Source organism: Streptomyces sp. NC-S4 (assembly GCF_054353315.1).
The window spans coordinates 3,180,530-3,198,352 of the sequence record NZ_CM135937.1; the positions used below are offsets into that span (position 1 = coordinate 3,180,530).

General features: G+C 73.6%; 13 protein-coding genes. 6 read left to right on the top strand and 7 right to left on the bottom strand.

The window, feature by feature from the left end:
• Nucleotides 1-17 precede the first annotated feature (17 nt).
• Nucleotides 18-1,046, top strand: a complete 1,029-nt coding sequence (locus ACXNSR_RS13920) for an aspartate-semialdehyde dehydrogenase (RefSeq protein ID WP_458642352.1) — start codon at nt 18-20, stop codon at nt 1,044-1,046.
• Between the two features lie 142 nt (nt 1,047-1,188).
• A complete protein-coding gene (pepN, locus tag ACXNSR_RS13925) occupies nt 1,189-3,774 on the top strand; it encodes an aminopeptidase N (protein WP_458642353.1) in 2,586 nt (861 codons plus the stop codon).
• Between the two features lie 115 nt (nt 3,775-3,889).
• On the opposite strand, the gene ACXNSR_RS13930 is transcribed toward pepN, so the two are convergent.
• The 4 genes from ACXNSR_RS13930 to ACXNSR_RS13945 are packed head-to-tail and all read right to left on the bottom strand — an operon-like array spanning nt 3,890 to nt 8,090.
• On the bottom strand, nt 3,890-4,792 hold the full coding sequence (locus ACXNSR_RS13930; RefSeq protein WP_458642354.1) for a LysR family transcriptional regulator: 903 nt from the start codon (nt 4,790-4,792) through the stop codon (nt 3,890-3,892).
• A gap of 10 nt (nt 4,793-4,802) precedes the next feature.
• Nucleotides 4,803-5,732, bottom strand: coding sequence for a DMT family transporter (locus ACXNSR_RS13935; protein ID WP_458642355.1), 930 nt, complete (start codon nt 5,730-5,732; stop codon nt 4,803-4,805).
• A gap of 41 nt (nt 5,733-5,773) precedes the next feature.
• Nucleotides 5,774-6,706 carry an EamA family transporter gene (locus ACXNSR_RS13940; protein WP_458642356.1) on the bottom strand — a complete coding sequence of 311 codons (933 nt, stop codon included), beginning with the start codon at nt 6,704-6,706 and terminating at the stop codon, nt 5,774-5,776.
• 55 nt (nt 6,707-6,761) lie between these two features.
• Nucleotides 6,762-8,090 (bottom strand): MFS transporter, encoded by a 1,329-nt coding sequence (locus ACXNSR_RS13945; protein ID WP_458642357.1) that lies wholly within the window; start codon nt 8,088-8,090, stop codon nt 6,762-6,764.
• 105 nt (nt 8,091-8,195) lie between these two features.
• Here ACXNSR_RS13945 and ACXNSR_RS13950 point away from each other — a divergent pair, with 105 nt between their 5' ends.
• Nucleotides 8,196-8,687 (top strand): MarR family winged helix-turn-helix transcriptional regulator, encoded by a 492-nt coding sequence (locus tag ACXNSR_RS13950; protein WP_458642358.1) that lies wholly within the window; start codon nt 8,196-8,198, stop codon nt 8,685-8,687.
• Nucleotides 8,688-8,796: 109 nt separating this feature from the next.
• On the opposite strand, the gene ACXNSR_RS13955 is transcribed toward ACXNSR_RS13950, so the two are convergent.
• Nucleotides 8,797-9,033 (bottom strand): hypothetical protein, encoded by a 237-nt coding sequence (locus ACXNSR_RS13955; protein WP_458642359.1) that lies wholly within the window; start codon nt 9,031-9,033, stop codon nt 8,797-8,799.
• 20 nt (nt 9,034-9,053) lie between these two features.
• A complete protein-coding gene (locus ACXNSR_RS13960; RefSeq protein ID WP_458642360.1) occupies nt 9,054-11,081 on the bottom strand; it encodes a 4-alpha-glucanotransferase in 2,028 nt (675 codons plus the stop codon).
• A gap of 214 nt (nt 11,082-11,295) precedes the next feature.
• Between ACXNSR_RS13960 and ACXNSR_RS13965 the strand changes: the two genes are divergently transcribed.
• Nucleotides 11,296-14,298 (top strand): beta-N-acetylglucosaminidase domain-containing protein, encoded by a 3,003-nt coding sequence (locus ACXNSR_RS13965; RefSeq protein ID WP_458642361.1) that lies wholly within the window; start codon nt 11,296-11,298, stop codon nt 14,296-14,298.
• A gap of 117 nt (nt 14,299-14,415) precedes the next feature.
• Here ACXNSR_RS13965 and ACXNSR_RS13970 read toward each other — a convergent pair whose 3' ends face one another.
• Entirely contained in the window at nt 14,416-14,952 is a 537-nt protein-coding gene (locus ACXNSR_RS13970; RefSeq protein ID WP_030011969.1) for an HNH endonuclease, read from the bottom strand.
• Nucleotides 14,953-15,237: 285 nt separating this feature from the next.
• Between ACXNSR_RS13970 and ACXNSR_RS13975 the strand changes: the two genes are divergently transcribed.
• Nucleotides 15,238-16,320, top strand: a complete 1,083-nt coding sequence (locus ACXNSR_RS13975) for a mechanosensitive ion channel family protein (protein ID WP_458642362.1) — start codon at nt 15,238-15,240, stop codon at nt 16,318-16,320.
• 139 nt (nt 16,321-16,459) lie between these two features.
• Nucleotides 16,460-17,689 (top strand): ROK family transcriptional regulator, encoded by a 1,230-nt coding sequence (locus ACXNSR_RS13980; RefSeq protein ID WP_458642363.1) that lies wholly within the window; start codon nt 16,460-16,462, stop codon nt 17,687-17,689.
• The last annotated feature ends 134 nt before the right edge of the window (nt 17,690-17,823 follow it).

Consider the following 17,823-nt stretch of genomic DNA (forward strand, 5'->3'; position numbering starts at 1 on the left):
TACCAAAAGGAGTCACCGTGAGGGTCGGAATCGTCGGAGCCACCGGTCAGGTCGGCGGAGTCATGCGCAGCATCCTCGCCGAGCGGAAGTTCCCGGTGGACGAGCTGCGCCTGTTCGCCTCGGCCCGGTCCGCGGGCTCGACGATCGAGTGGGAGGGCCGGGAGATCACCATCGAGGACGCCTCCACGGCCGACTACGCGGGCCTGGACATCGTGCTCTTCTCCGCGGGCGGCGCCACCTCCAAGGCCCTGGCCGAGAAGGTCGCCTCGCAGGGCGCCGTCGTGATCGACAACTCCTCCGCCTGGCGCGGCCACCCTGAGGTCCCCCTCGTGGTCTCCGAGGTCAACCCGCACGCGATCAAGAGCCGCCCCAAGGGCATCATCGCGAACCCGAACTGCACCACCATGGCCGCGATGCCGGTGCTGCGCCCGCTGCACGCGGAGGCCGGTCTGACCGCTCTGGTCGCCACCACCTACCAGGCCGTCTCCGGCTCGGGCCTGGCCGGTGTGGCCGAGCTCAAGGGCCAGGCCTGCGCGGTCTCCGAGACCGCCGACCAGCTGACCTTCGACGGCGGCGCGGTGGACTTCCCCGAGCCCGCCGTCTACAAGCGCCCGATCGCCTACAACGTGGTCCCGCTCGCGGGCAACCTGGTCGACGACGGCTCCTTCGAGACCGACGAGGAGCAGAAGCTCCGCAACGAGTCCCGCAAGATCCTGGAGATCCCGGAGCTCAAGGTCTCCGGCACCTGCGTGCGCGTGCCGGTCTTCGCCGGCCACTCCCTGCAGGTCAACGCCCGCTTCGCGAACCCCATCAGCGTCGAGCGCGCCTACGAGCTGCTCAAGGACGCCCCGGGCGTCGAGCTCTCGGAGATCCCGACCCCCCTGCAGGCCGCGGGCAAGGACGCCTCGTACGTGGGCCGCATCCGCTCCGACGAGACGGTGGACAACGGCCTCGCACTGTTCCTCTCCAACGACAACCTGCGCAAGGGCGCGGCCCTGAACGCGGTGCAGATCGCCGAGCTCGTGGCCGAGGAGCTGCGCGGCTGATCCCCGCTCGTCCGACGCGGGGGCGGCACCGTGAGGGTGCCGCCCCCGCGCGCGTTTTTTCGCCCGTGGATTACTCCGGGGCGGTGGCGCTGTCCGGATGGCAGGATGGCCGGGCAACGTCACCATCGAAGGAGATGAACGCGTGCCCGGCACGAATCTCACCCGTGAAGAGGCCCAGCAGCGGGCCAAGCTGCTGACCGTCGACTCCTACGAGATCGAACTCGATCTCAGCGGCGCACAGGAAGGCGGCACCTACCCGTCCGTGACCACCGTGCGCTTCCAGTCGGCCGAGGCCGGGAGCGAGACCTTCATCGACCTGGTCGCTCCGGCGGTGCACGAGGTCGTCCTCAACGGAAAGTCCCTGGACGTCGCGGAGGTCTTCCACGACTCCCGGATCGCCCTGCGCCACCTGGCGGCCGGGGCCAACGAGCTCCGCGTCGTCGCGGACTGCGCGTACACGAACACCGGTGAGGGCCTCCACCGCTTCGTCGACCCGGTCGACCAGCAGGCCTACCTCTACACCCAGTTCGAGGTGCCGGACGCGCGGCGGGTCTTCGCCAGCTTCGAGCAGCCCGACCTGAAGGCCACGTTCCAGTTCACCGTGACGGCTCCCGAGGGCTGGACGGTCATCTCGAACTCTCCGACCCCGGAGGCCGCGGACGTCAAGGACAACGTCTGGCGCTTCGAGCCGACCCCGCGCATCTCCTCGTACATCACCGCGCTGATCGTCGGCCCGTACCACGCGGTGCACAGCTCCTACGAGGGCCCGGACGGCCAGTCCGTCCCGCTCGGCATCTACTGCCGCCCCTCGCTCGCCGAGTTCCTCGACGCGGACGCGATCTTCGACGTCACCCGGCAGGGCTTCGACTGGTTCCAGGAGAAGTTCGCCTACGACTACCCCTTCGCCAAGTACGACCAGCTCTTCGTCCCGGAGTTCAACGCGGGCGCCATGGAGAACGCGGGCGCGGTGACCATCCGCGACCAGTACGTCTTCCGCTCCAAGGTGACGGACGCGGCGTACGAGGTGCGCGCGGAGACCATCCTCCACGAGCTCGCGCACATGTGGTTCGGCGACCTGGTCACCATGGAGTGGTGGAACGACCTGTGGCTGAACGAGTCCTTCGCGACGTACACCTCGATCGCCTGCCAGGCGTACGCCGAGGGCTCGAAGTGGCCGCACGCGTGGACCACCTTCGCCAACTCCATGAAGACCTGGGCGTACCGGCAGGACCAGCTGCCGTCCACGCACCCGATCATGGCCGACATCCGTGACCTCGACGACGTCATGGTCAACTTCGACGGCATCACGTACGCCAAGGGCGCCTCGGTGCTCAAGCAGCTCGTGGCATACGTCGGCACGGACGCCTTCTTCAAGGGCGTGCAGGCGTACTTCAAGGCGCACGCCTTCGGGAACACGCGCCTGTCCGACCTGCTGGGCGCCCTGGAGGAGACCTCGGGCCGCGACCTGACCGCCTGGTCGAAGGCGTGGCTGGAGACGGCGGGCATCAACATCCTGCGCCCGGAGGTCACCACCGACGAGAACGGTGTGATCACCGCCTTCGGCATCCGCCAGGAGGCGCCCGCGCTGCCCGCCGGCGCCAAGGGCGAGTCGACCCTGCGCCCGCACCGCATCGCGGTCGGCCTGTACGAGCTCCAGGACGGCGCCCTCGTGCGCACCGACCGGATCGAGCTGGACATCGACGGCGCGCTCACCACGGTGCCGGAGCTGGTCGGCCGCACCCGTCCGGCGGTCTTCCTGCTGAACGACGACGACCTCTCCTACGCCAAGGTCCGCCTGGACGAGGAGTCCCTGGCCACCGTCACGGCGCACATCGGCGACTTCACCGAGTCCCTGCCGCGCGCCCTGTGCTGGGCCTCGGCCTGGGACATGACGCGTGACGGCGAGCTCGCCACCCGCGACTACCTCGCGCTGGTCCTCTCGGGCATCGCCAAGGAGTCCGACATCGGCGTGGTCCAGTCGCTGCACCGCCAGGTGAAGCTGGCCATCGACCTGTACGCCGACCCGGCGTGGCGCGAGGAGGGCCTGGCGGCCTGGACCGAGGCCACCCTGGAGCACCTGCGCGGCGCCGAGCCGGCGGGCGACCACCAGCTGGCGTGGGCGCGGGCCTTCGCGGCCAGCGCCCGCACCGAGGGGCAGCTGACCTACCTGTCGGCGCTGCTGGACGGCGCGGCGGAGATCGAGGGCCTGGCCGTCGACACCGAGCTGCGCTGGACGTTCCTGGAGCGGCTCGCCGCGACGGGCGTCGCCGGGGAGGCGGCCATCGCGGCGGAGCTGGAGCGGGACGCCACGGCGGCCGGCGAGCGCCACGCGGCGACCGCCCGGGCGGCGCGCCCGACGGCGGAGGCCAAGGCCGAGGCGTGGGCCTCGGTGGTGGAGTCCGGCGACCTGCCGAACGCGGTGCAGGAGGCGGTGATCGGCGGCTTCGTCCAGTCCGACCAGCGCGAGCTGCTGGCCCCGTACACCGAGAAGTTCTTCTCGGCGGTCAAGGAGGTCTGGGAGACCCGCAGCCACGAGATCGCCCAGCAGATCGCGGTGGGCCTCTACCCGGCGCTGCAGGTCTCGCAGGGGACGCTGGACGCGACGGACGCGTGGCTGGCCTCGGCCGAGCCGAACGCGGCGCTGCGCCGTCTGATCTCGGAGTCCCGCGCGGGCGTCGAGCGCGCCCTGAAGGCCCAGGCGGCGGACGCCGCTGCCGCTCGGGCCTGACGGCTCGCACCGTAGCCGGGGCTCCGCCCCGGACCCCGCGCCTCAATCGCCGGCGGGGCTGAATTTCAGCCCGTCCGGCGTTTGAGGACCGGGTCCGGGCGGAGCCCGGCAACCCCTACCGCCGGGCCGAAGCCACTTCGCGCAACGCCGCCAGGACATGGGACAGCGCGGGCGCGGACTCGGCGCCTCGGCGGACCGCCGCGATCACGTGCCGCGTCGGCCGGTCCCGCGCGAGCACCCGCACGGCCACGCCCGAGGCACGGCTCGACACCATCCGCGGGACCAGGGCCACGCCCATGCCCGCCTCGACCATGGCCAGGATGGCCGTCCAGCCCGATGCCGAGTGGGCCTGTTCGGGGACGAAGCCCGCCGCCTCGCACGCGCCCCGGGCGATCTCCGACCACGGGCCGCTGCCCCCGTAGATCCACGGGTCGCCGGACAGGTCCGCCAGCCGCAGGTCGGGCGCGGCCGCCAGCGGGTGGCCCGGCGGGAGCGCCACGTCCAGCGGGTCCTCCATCAGCGTGACGCGGGTGAACCGCCGGTCCCTGGCGGTCGGCGCGTGGGCGGCGAGGGACAGCGCCAGGTCCACGCCACCGGCCGAGAGCAGCTCGTACGATTCCGCGGCCTCGGTCTCCCGGACCCGGACCTCCACCCCCGGGTGGGCCTTGCGCAGCTCCCCCACGGCCGGGACCACCAGCGCGGGCACGGCGGTGGAGAACGCGCCGACCCGTACCTCCCCCACGTCCCCGGCGAGGTATCCGGCCAGTTCCGCGTCGGCCCGCTCCAGCTGCGCGAACACCGCCTCCGTGTGCCGCAGGACGAGGTGCGCCGCGTCCGTGAGCCGCACCCGGCGGCCCTCGGCCTCCAGCAGCACCACGCCCAGTTGCCGGGCGAGGTTCGTCAGTTGCTGCGAGACGGCCGAGGGCGTCATGTGGAGCGCCTCGGCCGCCCTGGTCACGGTCCCCTGTTCGGCGAGGGTCCGCAGGATCCGCAGCTTCTTGATGTCCCACTCGGTCATGGGCCCGAAACTACCGCCGGGCGCTCCCCAGCCCGACCCCTCCGAGGATGAGCGCCATGCAGAGCAGCTGCGCCGGTCCGGTCCGCTCGCCCAGCAGCAGGAGGCCGAGCCCGGCCACGCACACCGGCTGGAGGTAGTAGACGACTCCCGCGCGGGCCGCGCCGATCATCGAGACGGCCTTGTTCCAGGCGAAGAAGGCGACGGCCGAGGAGAACACCCCGACGTACAGCAGCGGTCCGACCGTCGCGGTGGTGGCCTCGAAGCCGCCCTGGACGGAGACGGAGACGGCGTAGGCGGGTGCCAGCATCAGCGCGCCGAGCACGAAGGTGGTGATCAGGAAGGCGGGTCCGCCGAGTTCGGCGGGCTTGCGCTTGAGCAGGGCGCTGTACGTGGCGAAGGAGAGGGCGGCGGCGAACATCCACAGGTCCCCGGCGCCGAAGTCGAAGCCGATCGAGCCGTCCCCGACGAGCAGCAGCACCCCGAGGGCGGCGAGCAGCATGCCGAAGGTCCGGCGTTTGCCGAGCCGTTCGCCGCCGAGGCGGGCGTAGAGCGCCATGATGACGGGCGAGGCGGCCATGATCATGCCCATGTTGGAGGCGGAGGTGGTCAGTCCGGCCTGGTGCACGAGCGTGTTGTAGAGGGTGACGCCGAAGAGCGAGGCGAGGGCGACGAAGCCGAGGTGGCGCCGGATCAGGGCCCGCTGCCGCCAGGCCTGGCGGGCGGCGAAGGGGGCGACGGCGAGCAGGGCGATGATCCAGCGCCAGAACACCGCCTGGACGGGCGGGACGGTCTCGGCCATGCCCCGGGTCGCGACGAAACTGCCGGACCAGACGACCGTCGCGAGCAGTGCGAGGAGTACGCCGAGCCCGGCGGCACCCTTCTTTCCGGTGCTGCCGGGCTCGGCCTGCGAGACGGTACGGACGCGGTCCATGACGGCCACTGTGGGTCTGCTCCTCGAAGTGGGCTGGTGGGATGTGTGGACTACCGTCGCACCGCCTCATCCGTCAGGTCCATCGAAATGTTCTGATCGTTCTTTTCAGTAGAACTGAACGATTGGGGCTTGCGGGCGGCTGCCAGCTGACCGGCGACGGTGGCGCCGAAGGCGATCGCCATCCCGACGAGCTGGACGGGCGTCAGCGCCTGACCGAGTGCGGCCCAGCCGATGACGGCGGCGGTCAGCGGGGAGAGCGGGCCGAGCAGGGTGACCGAGGTGGCGCTGAGGGCTCCGATGCCGCGGAACCAGAGCCAGTACGCGATCCCGGTGTTGATCAGCATCATGTAGCCGTAGCCGAGGAAGGCCTTGCCGTCGAGCGCGGGCGGGGCACCCTCGACGAGGGCGGCGACGGGAATGATGAACAGCCCGCCCGCGGTGAGCTGCCAGCCGGTCATCGCCAGCGGGCCCACTCCCTCGGGGCGGCCCCAGCGCTTGGTCATCACGGTGCCGGCGCCCATGGAGGCGGAGGAGATGACGCCGGCGACGATGCCGACCGCGTCGAGCCGGGCCTCGGCGGTCAGGACGACCATGCTCACGCCGAACGCCCCGACGACGGCGGCGAGCACGGTGCGCAGGCTCGCCCGCTCCCCGAGCACGAGGGCGGCCAGCCCTACGACGAACAGCGGGCCGGCGGCGCCCAGTACGGCCGCGACTCCGCCGGGGAGCCGGTAGGCGGAGAGGAACAGCAGCGGGAAGAAGGCGCCGATGTTGAGGATGCCGAGGACGGCGGACTTCCACCACCACTGCCCCTTGGGCAGGGTGCGGGCCAGGGCGGTCAGCAGCAGTCCGGCGGGCAGGGCCCGCATGACCCCGGTGAACAGCGGCCGGTCGGGCGGCAGCAGCTCGGTGGCCACGGCGTAGGTGGAGCCCCAGGAGATGGGGGCGAGTGCGGTCAGGGCGACGGTGGCCAAACGCTTCATGACGGTGGCTCCTGGATCGGACGGGAGTGGCGGAGGGAGGACCTGCGGGGCCGGCTCAGGCGGCGGCGGTCACGGGGGCCGGCGCGACGGCGGCGGCCGGGGCGACCACCGGGGGCTCGGCGTGCACGGCCTCGGCGGGCAGGTGCCGCTCCAGCCGGAGCAGTGCCAGCGCGGCGCCGAGGGCGGCGACGGCCAGGACGGCCCAGGGCAGGCGGCCGTCGACGGCGAGCAGGGCGGTGAACAGGGAGGGGGCGAGCGCGCCGGCCAGCGAGTAGGACAGCTGGTAGGTGGCCAGGTAGCGGCCGCGGACGGCCTCGGGGGCGGCGGAGACCGACAGGGCACCGCCGGAGGGGCTGTGGACGAGCTCGCCGAGGGTGTAGACGACGACGATGGCCAGCAGGGCGACCAGGGTGACGCCCTGGCCGGGCCGCAGGGTGCCGAGCACGATCTGTCCGACGAAGGCGGCGGCGAAGAGCAGGGCGCCGAGGGCGGCCGAGCGGGTGCGGCGGGCGCCGGAGCGGCGGACCCGGCCCGCGATCAGGACGCCGATCCCGGCGCACAGCACGGTGTTGACGGTGAAGGCGGCTCCGGTGAGGGAGTCGGGGGCCGTCAGCCAGGTCGAGAGGTAGAGGGGGAAGAGGACGGAGAGGGCGGAGTAGCCCAGCGCGGTGAGGAAGTTGGCGGCGGTGAGCCCGAGGAAGGGGCGGTCGCGCAGGACCGTCCGGTACCCGGCGGGCCGGGCCGACGCGGCGCCGGCCGGGCCTGCCGACGGGGCGGCCGGGACCACGCGGACCGCACGGACCCGGCCGACGAGCAGTCCGGCCAGGGCGAAGGCCAGGGCGTTGCCCCAGGCGGTCCAGGTGAATGCGCCGGTGCCCCACAGGGCGAGCACCCCGGAGACCAGCAGGGCTCCCGCGCCCATCCCGGCGTTCTGCAGGGCCCGGGTCGAGGCCTGCAGCCGGTCGCGGGCGGCGCCCCGAGCCACCTCGCCGATCAGGGACTGCTGGACGACGGAGAACGAGCGGTCGGCGAGCGCGGTGACGAGGGAGACGGCCGCGAAGGCGGCCAGGGAGCCCGCCAGGGGGTAGAGGGCGAAGCCGACCGCCCGTATCCCGTAGAGCACCAGGTTGACCCGCTTGGCGCCGAACCGGTCGACGGCCGTGCCCGCCAGCGGCATGAACGCCAGCCCGGCGAGCCCGGTGACCGTCATGACCAGGCCGACGACGGTGAGGGAGAGGCCGGTGACGTGGTGGAAGAAGACCAGCGAGAAGGGAACGTACATACCGATCCCGACCGAGCTGATGCCGATTCCGAGGAGCAGCGACCGCTCCCCCGCGACCTTCGCTTCCCCTGACGCGGCTGTCTTCCTCATGAACACTGCCATGGCCCCTCCCCCGGACTCGGTTGCTGGTAAGTAGCTTACCGCTAAGCTACTTATCGTCAAGCAACTTTCTTGCGAACGATCTCGGGGAAGCCGGATACTGCACGCATGAGTGACGACAAGGACGCAGTGGACGCGATCACGGCCCAGTGGTTCGCCGTGCGCCCCGACCTGGAAACGGCTCCCATGGCCGTCTTCGGACGCATCTACCGGATCGCCAAGGCCATGGGTGACGCGATGGAGCAGTGCTACTCGCGCTTCGGCATCTCGCGCGGCGAGTTCGACGTCGTGGCCACACTGCGCCGGTCGGGCGACCCGTACACGCTCTCGCCCCGGCAGCTCTCGGCCACCCTCATGCTCACCACGGGTGGTATGACCGGGCGTCTGGACAAGCTGGAGAAGGCCGGGCTGCTCTGCCGCAAGCCCGATCCGCACGACCGGCGGGGACTTCAGGTGACGATCACCGAGCGCGGCCTGGCACTGATCGACGAGGCCGTCACCGCCGGCCTGGAGGTGCAGCGCGCCGCGCTCACCGGGCTGACCGACGACGAGGTCGCCGTGCTCACCGGCCTGCTCCGCCGGCTCCTGGCCGGCGTCTGAGGGTACGACAAGACGCCGGGGGTCGTCGCACGGCCGAATCGAATCGGCGGTGCGGACCCCCGGCGCCCGGAAAGGTCTGCTGGTCCCGGCCCCGTGGGGCCGGACCGGCTCAGGCCTTCTTCTGCTTGTCCGACTTGTCGAGGACCATCACGAGACCGATGATGCCCAGGAAGATGGCGAGGGGCAGGGCCACGTACAGGCCGACCGTCTCACCGACGCTCAGGCCCGGACCCGGGTCGTCACCGTCGTCGCGGGTGAGCGCGAGGGCGGGAGACGTCATCAGCAGCATCATCAGCGCGGTTCCGGCCGTGACGGCGCCGGCGCGCAGAGCGTTCTTCTTGTCCACGGTGCAAACGTAGCGAACACCTAAACGGGGCGCGCGCCCGGGGGTGCCGTACGAGGCCGCACGCCCTCCCCCACCGCGCTCAGCAGGGCGTTCGCCCGGGGCGAGGACACCAGCTCCTCCAGGGTCAGCGGCCGCCCGGCGGCATCGGCGACCGGCAGCCGCCAATTGGGGTACTGGTCCCAGGTACCCGGCAGGTTCTGCGGCCGCCGGTCCCCCACCGCGTCCGGCAGCCATACGCCGACCAGCCGCGCGGGGGTGCGCAGCAGGAAGGCGTACAGGGCCCGCACGGCGGCCTCCTCGCCCTTGGTGTCCAGCCCCAGCCCTTCCAGCAGCTCCAGCCACTCGGCGGTGTCGGCGGCGTCCTCGGCGCGCTCCAGCTCGGCCGGACGGGTCAGCAGGCCGAGCCGGTCGCGCAGTTCCACGTGGCCCCCGGCGAGCTTGGCGGCCGTGGGCGGCAGGTCGTGCGTGGTGACGGTGGCCAGGCAGTCGGCCCGCCAGGCCTGCGCGGCAAGCGGCTCCCCGCCGCCGTCCCAGTCCCGCTCGAACCAGAGCACCGAGGTGCCGAGCACCCCGCGCCGGGCCAGCTCCTGACGGACCCGCGGCTCCACCGTCCCGAGGTCCTCGCCGATGACCGGGGCGCCCGCCCGGTGGGCCTCCAGGACCAGGATCGCCAGCATGGCCTCGCCGTCGTAGCTGACGTACGCACCCTCCGCGGGCGGGGTCCCCTCCGGGATCCACCAGAGCCGGAACAGGCCCATCACGTGGTCGATCCGCAGGGCGCCCGCGTAGCGGAACACCCCCCGCAGCAGGGACCGGAAGGGGGCGTAGCCGGTGGCGGCCAGTACGTCCGGGCGCCACGGCGGCAGCCCCCAGTCCTGGCCGCGGGCGTTGAAGGCGTCCGGCGGGGCCCCGACCGAGATGTGCCGGGCGTAGCAGGACGAGCCGAAGACGTCGGAACCCTGCGGGTGCACCCCGACCGCGAGGTCGTGGACGATGCCGACCGTCATACCGGCCTCCCGGGCGGCCCGCTGGGCGGCGGCGAGCTGGCCGTCCGTCAGCCAGACCAGCCAGCGGTGGAAGTCGGCCCGCTCCTTCGGGTCGGCCTCCCCCGCGTGCCCAGCGCACCAGGTGGCGTGCACGTCCAGTGGAGCCCCCTGTTCCGCGCAGAACGCCCGGTAGGCGGCTTCGCGCTCGGGGGTGCGCGGGACGGCGTACAGCAGCTCCAGGGCGGACCGCTTGAGCTCCCACACGGCGTCCCGGTCGATCAGCGCGCCCTTCTCCAGGACCTGGCGGCGCAGTTCCCCGCCGCGGGCGGCGAGCTCGTCGAGGGCCCGGCGGTCGGGGCAGTCGGCGTATTCGGGGACGTCCTCGATCCGCAGGTGGACGGGGTCCGGGAAGCGCCGCGAGGACGGCCGGTACGGGGAGGGGTCGGTCGGGGCCCCGGGCACGGCCGCGTGCAGCGGGTTGACCTGGATGAACCCGGCGCCGTGGGTACGGCCCGCCCAGCGGGCGAGCTCCGCGAGGTCGCCGAGGTCGCCCATGCCCCAGGAGCGCTCGGAGAGCAGGGAGTAGAGCTGGACGAGCAGCCCGTGGGCCCGCTCGGGCGCGGCCGGGGCCCGCTCCGGGGCCACGACGAGGGTGGCCTCGGCGCTGCGCCCGTCAGGCGCTTCGGCGGCGAGCCGGTGGACGCCCAGCGGCAGACCGGGGCCCCACGCGAGCACCTCCCCCGTCTCCTCCGCCACCACCCGGACGCGGGTGCCCGGGGGCAGCCCGGCGGGCTCCGGAGCCACCCGTTCTCCCTGCCAGAGCACCACCGTGGGCGGCAGCAGCCGCCCGGCCGCCTCCTGTGCGGCGGACTCCGCGAACACCCGGATGCTCGCCGCGTCGTCGGTGACCGCCCCCAGCAGTCCGAGGACCGCCTTGACGGTGGCCTCCGGTACCGGGACGGTGACGTCCGCGGCGGGCCGGTAGTCGGTGGCGACTCCGTACTGGGCTGCGAGCCGGGCCAGGTCGTCCATCTGCGGGCGCTCCTTCGTGCGTGCGGGCATCAGGGCATGAGGATGAGTCAGATGATGGGGGCACAAGGGTGGTTCGCGAGGGTGGGACGCCGCCGGGGAACACCGCGTCCATACCCACTCGGAGGCACCGCATTCCTGCCGCATCCGGGGCAGATCACCCACTCGCATTGACACTCCCGCCGCACGGATGGTGGGCTCAGGCTCATTCGTACGAGTGGGGGACGTCTCGGGACAAGGAGGCTCTGTGCGGCTCAGGGGCAAGGGGCGGAACACCGCCGCCGCCGTGGCGGTGATCGGCACGCTGCTGGGCGGCGCCGTGTCCTCCGCGCCACCCGGGACCTTCGCGGCGCCCACCACACCGGACAGACCGGCGCCCGGAGCGGGCCCCGGAGCGACCCCCGTGACCGCCGCGGCCGGGCCGGTCCTCGACCCGGGAGCCGACACCCCCCGGGCGGCCTCCGAGGGGCCCGCCGTGTGGCCCCGTCCGCAGTCGATGACCGCCGATCCGGCGCGCGAGCTGCCGCTGGGCACCGAGGCCGTGCTGGCCGTGGCGGCCGACGCCGACCCGTACGCCGTCAAGGTGGTGCGGGACGCCCTGCGCGCGGCGGGCGTACGGACCGTCCACGAACTCGCCCCCGGCGCTCCGCTGCCCGCACGGGGCACCGTCGTACGGCTCCAGGACGCGGACGCGGAGCAGGCACTGCGGGCGCTGGGCGCGGCCGCGCCGTCGGACCTGCCCGCCGGCGGCTACCGGCTGGCCGCGGGCCGCCACGCCGGGCGGGACACGATCGCACTGGCCGGCATGGGCCCGGAAGGGCTCTTCCACGCGGCTCAGACCCTGCGCCAGCTCCTCGCGGCGGGCGGCGGGAAGATGCCCGGCGTACTGGTGCGGGACTGGCCGGCCGCGCCGGTGCGCGGGATAACCGAGGGCTTCTACGGACAGCCCTGGACCCAGGCGCAGCGCCTCGCCCAGCTGGACTTCATGGGCCGCACCAAGCAGAACCGGCTGCTCATAGCCCCCGGCGACGACCCGTACCGCACGACGGGCTGGCGCCAGGACTACCCGCAGGAGCAGCAGGCGGAATTCCGCGCGCTGGCCGAACGGGCCCGCGCCAACCAGGTCGTCCTGGCCTGGGCGGTGACCCCGGGGCAGTCGATGTGCCTGTCCTCGGAGGCCGACCGGGCGGCGCTCGCGCGCAAGCTGGACGCGATGTGGGACCTCGGCTTCCGCGCCTTCCAGGTGCAGTTCCAGGACGTCAGCTACACCGAGTGGGGCTGCAAGGCCGACCGGGAACGGTACGGGAAGGGCCCGGCGGCGGCCGCGAAGGCGCACGCGGAGGTCGCGGGCGGACTGGCGGCACACCTGGCCGCCCGCTACCCGGGAGCGCCCGCGCTGTCGCTGCTGCCGACGGAGTACTACCAGGAAGGCGCCACCACCTACCGGACGGCCCTGTCGGGTGCGCTGGACCCGCGGGTGGAGGTGGCCTGGACGGGCGTGGGCGTGGTGCCGCGCACGATCACGGGCAAGGAACTGGCCGGCGCGCGCGCCGCCCTGGGGCACCCGCTGATCACCATGGACAACTACCCGGTGAACGACTGGGATCCGGGCCGGATCTTCCTCGGCCCGTACGCGGGCCGCGAGCCGGCGGTCGCGGGCGGTTCGGCGGCGCTGCTGGCCAACGCGATGCCGCAGGGCACCCTGTCGCGGATCCCGCTCTTCACGGCGGCGGACTTCGCGTGGAATCCGCGCGGCTACCGGCCCGGCGAGTCGTGGGCGGCGGCGGTGCGGGACCTGACGGGCGCCGACCCGCGCACCCGCCAGGCGGTGGCGGCGCTCGCCGGGAACACCGCGTCGTCCGGGCTCAAGCAGGAGGAGTCGGCGTATCTGAAGCCGCTGGTCGAGCAGTTCTGGAAGGCCCGCGCCGCGGGCGATCCGGCGGCCGGGGCCGAGCTGCGCAAGGCGTTCACGGTCCTGCGCGAGGCCAAGGACCGGGTGCCGGTCCTGTCGGGCGAGGCGGGTCCCTGGCTGGAGCGCCTGGCGCGCTACGGGACGGCGGGCGAACTGGCGGTGGACGTCCTCCAGGCGCAGGCCCGCGGGGACGGGACGGCCGCGTGGAAGGCCTCCCGGGCCCTGGCCGAGGTCCGGGCGACGCTGGCGCAGCCGGGATCGGCCCGGGTGGACAAGGCCGTCCTGGACCCCTTCCTGACGAAGGCGGTGGCCGAGGCCGACGCCTGGACCGGTGTCGCCCGCAAGACCGGCACGGTGACGAAGGAGGCCGAGGCCTGGACCGTACGGCTGGACGCCCCGCGCCCGCTGTCGGCGGTGACCGTGATGACCGACCCGCTCCCCGCCGGGGCGCGGGGCGCCGTGGTGGAGGCGCACGTACCCGGTGAGGGCTGGCGCAAGATCGCCGACGCCGCGGCCTCGGGCTGGACCCAGGTGGACACGGCGGGGCTGAGCGCGGACGCGGTGCGCCTGTCCTGGGCCGGGACCGGGTCCGCGCCCGTGGTGCACCAGGTGGTGCCGTGGTTCGGGGACGGCCCGCGGGCCCGCTTCGAGCTGGCGGACGGGGCCGCGGCCGACGCCGAGATCGGCGGCGCCGCGCAGCGGGTCTCGGCGACGCTGTCCGCGCTGGGTCCGGGCGAGGTCCGCGGACCGCTGTCGGCGCGGCCGCCGGCGGGCATCGAGGTCCGTCTCCCGCAGGTCGCGGTGGCCCCGCGGGGCGGCCAGGTGTCGATCCCGCTGGAGGTCAGCGTCGCCGCGGGCACCCCGGCGGGCACCTACCAAGTACCGGTGACTTTCGACGGGGAGTCACGCACCCTGACGGTGCGTGCGGTGGCCCGTACCGGTGGCCCCGATCTGCTGCGGACCGCGCGGGCGGCCTCCTCGGCGAACGAGACCTCCGACTTCCCGGCCTCGGCGGCCATCGACGGCTCCACGGCCACCCGCTGGTCGTCGCCGGCGGTGGACGGCGCGTGGTGGCGGGCGGAACTGCCCGCCCCGGCGCGGGTGGGTCGGCTGGAGCTGCACTGGCAGGACGCGTACCCGTCGGCCTACCGGGTGGAGACCTCCGCGGACGGGGTGACCTGGCGCCCGGCGGCGGCCGTGAAGGCCTTCCGGGGCGGCCGCGCGTCGCTCCGGATGGACGCCCCGGACACCCGTTTCATTCGGATCACCTGCGAGACCCGCGCGACGCGCTACGGCTGCTCGCTCTGGTCGGCGGAGGCCTACGCGGTCACCCCGTAGCCCCGGCCCCGCCTCGTCGGCGTGCGAGGCGCGGGGTCCGGGGCGGAGCCCCGTGCAGCCGGGCCGCAGGTCCACGACGGGCGCAACCCCACTCGGAACCGGCGGCCCCAGCGGGAGCTACCCGGCGGCGACCCCGATCCGCTCCAGCGCGTCCTCCGCCCCGTACGGCTGGAGATACGGCATCCACCGCGGATCCCGGTGCCCCGTGCCGATGATCCGCCACGCCAGCCCGGACGGCGGCGCCGGCTGGTGGCGCAGCCGCCAGCCGAGTTCCAGCAGGTGCCGGTCGGCCTTGACGTGGTTGCACCGGCGGCACGCGGCGACGACGTTGTCCCAGGCGTGCTGTCCGCCCCGGCTGCGCGGAATGACGTGGTCGACGCTGGTGGCGACGGCGCCGCAGTACATGCAGCGGCCGCCGTCCCGCGCGAACAGTGCGCGCCGGGTGAGTGGAACGGGCCCCCGGTAGGGGACCCGCACGAAGCGCTTGAGCCGTACCACGCTGGGCGCGGGGACGACCCTTGTCGCGCTGTGCAGATAGGCGCCGGATTCCTCGAGGGAGACCGCTTTGTTCTCCAGGACGAGGACGAGCGCGCGGCGGAGCGGTACGACGCCGAGGGGCTCGTACGACGCGTTGAGGACCAGGACGTGCGGCACGGACTGCCTCCTTGTACGCCGGCGGCGCGTGGCTCGCGCCGGGACGATCTGCTCTCCAGTCTCTCCTTACGGCTGGTCGAAACGCCACCACTCGCCCGTAACGGGTCCGAGGTGTTTTCAACCACAGTCAGTCATCCCCAGGTGAGTCTGGTCTCTCCCTCGAACACGGCACCAAGGTGAAGGGATTGCCCCGTTAGTGTGGATGGTCTGTCCCGCATGTCCCCGGATCCGTCCGGGGGTCCCCCCGGTTCCGCGGGCAGACCGCTACACCTGGAGGTTCCCGTCGTGCCCTGGCCCGCCGCTCTGCTGCCGCTGGCAGCCGACGTTCCGGACGCGCCCGCATCGGTCAAGGAGGCGCAGGAGAGCGTCACCGAGGCCGCCAGCTTCATCGAGCAGAACTGGGCCACCTGGCTGAGCATCGGCCTGCGGATCCTGCTGATCGTCGTGATAGCGGCGGTGATCCGCTCGGCGGTCCGCAAGGCACTGACCAAGCTCATAACCCGGATGAACACCAGCGCCGAGGCGGTGGAGGGCACCGCTCTGGGCGGACTGCTGGTCAATGCGGAGCGGCGGCGCCAGCGTTCGGAGGCGATCGGCTCGGTGCTCCGGTCGGTGGCCTCGTTCCTGATCCTCGGTACGGCCGCGCTGATGGTCCTGGCCGCCCTGAAGATCGATCTGGCCCCGCTGCTGGCGAGTGCCGGTGTGGCCGGTGTGGCGATCGGTTTCGGCGCCCGGAACCTGGTGACGGACTTCCTGTCCGGCGTCTTCATGATCATGGAGGACCAGTACGGCGTCGGCGACAAGATCGACGCGGGTGTGGCCTCGGGCGAGGTCATCGAGGTCGGACTGCGCGTGACCAAGCTCCGCGGGGACAACGGCGAGATCTGGTACGTGCGCAACGGCGAGATCAAGCGGATCGGCAACCTCAGCCAGGGCTGGGCGACCGCGGGCGTGGACGTCCAGGTCAGGCCCTCGGAGAACCTGTCCCGGATCCGCGAGGTGGTCAAGGAGGTCGCCGACGCCATGGCCAAGGAGTCCCCGTGGGACGAGCGCCTGTGGGGTCCGGTTGAGGTCCTGGGCCTGGACGAGGTGCTGCTCGCCTCGATGACCGTGAAGGTGTCCGCCAAGACCATGCCCGGCCAGCAGTTCGCGGTGGAGCGGGAGCTCCGCTGGCGGATCAAGGAGGCCTTCGACGCCGCGGGCATCCGGATCATCGGCGGCGCCCCGGCCCCCGAGGAGGAAGAGGAGGCGCCGGCGGACCCGTCGGCCTCGGTCGCCGCGCCGTCCGCCCTCTCGAACCCGGCCTCCCCGCAGTCCCTGGCCACCGCCCCGATCCCGCCGCCGGCCGGCCCGCGTATCACCAAGTAGTCGCACGAACCCCGCTCGCCCCGCTGCCCCGCAGGTCATCCGCGAGATGACACAGTCTGCGGGGCAGCGGCATTGACACACTTCAACAGGTGATAGGAAACTTACCTAACAGATCACCTCGGTGAGGGAGAGCCGCTCGATGCCCGCCGCCACGCCCGGAACGCCCAGCCTGTTGCGCGCCATGAACGACCGGGCCGCACTCGAACTCCTGCTGACGCACGGCCCGCTGTCCCGGACCCGCATCGGGCACCTGACCGGGCTGTCCAAGCCCACCGCCTCGCAACTGCTCGCCCGCCTCGAAGCGGTCGGGCTCGTCGTGGCCACCGGCACGGACGGCGGACGCCCCGGCCCCAGCGCCCAGCTCTACGCGATCAACCCGCGGGCCGCCCACGTCGCCGGTCTCGACGTCACCCCGGAGCGGGTACTGGCGGCCGTGGCCGACCTCACCGGCACGGTGGTCGCCACCCACGAGGTCCCCTACACCGAGGGCGCGGAGGCCGTCGCCCAGGTGACCGAGGCCCTCGACGGGGCCGCCCGGGCCGCCGGACTGCACCGCACCGACCTGCGCCGGGCGGTCATCGGCACGCCGGGCGCCTTCGACCCCCAGACCGGCCGCCTGCGCTACGCCAGCCACCTCCCCGGCTGGCACTCCCCCACCCTCATGGAGGAGCTGGCGGCGGCCCTGCCGATGCCCGTCGAGTACGAGAACGACGTCAACCTCGCCGCCATTGCCGAACAGCGGCTCGGCGCCGCCCGCGGCCACGAGGACTTCGTCCTGCTGTGGAACGAGGAGGGCCTCGGCGCCGCACTGGTCCTGGGCGGCCGGCTGCACCGCGGCTGGACCGGCGGCGCCGGCGAGGTGGGCTTCCTGCCCGTGCCGGGCAGACCCCTGGTCCGGCAGGTCACCCGGGCCAACTCCGGCGGGTACCAGGAGCTGGCAGGCGTCGAGGGCCTGCCCCGGCTCGCCGCGGAACTGGGCGTGGCACCCGCGACCGCCCCCGGCGACCCCGCGGCGCCCGGGGCACCGCACGGGCCGGAGGTCGCCGCCGCGGTCGCCCTGCTCGCACGGGCCGCCGCCGCCCCCGAGGGGGCGCACCTGGAGTTCCTCCGGTCGTACGCCACCGCACTGGCCACCGGTCTCGCCTCGGTCGTCGCCGTGCTGGACCCGGAGATCGTGGTCCTGTCCGGGGCGGCGATCAGCGCGGGCGGCGAACCGCTGCGCGCGCTGCTGGAGGCCGAACTCGCCGAACTGGCCCCCTCCCGGCCCCGGCTGGTCCCCGGCGAGGTGCGGGAGCGGCCCGTCCTGTACGGCGCGCTGGAGAGCGCGCTGGCCGCCACCCGGGACGAGGTCTTCGACACCTCGGGCTGAACCGCCCCCGGCGCCCGCCGCCCGCGCCCTCCCCCGCACCGCCCGCCCGCCCCGGACCCCTGCATCCCGTACCGCGCACCTCGGCGCCTCAGCACCCGCACGGCCCACCGCCCACCCCCACCGGCACCCCCCAC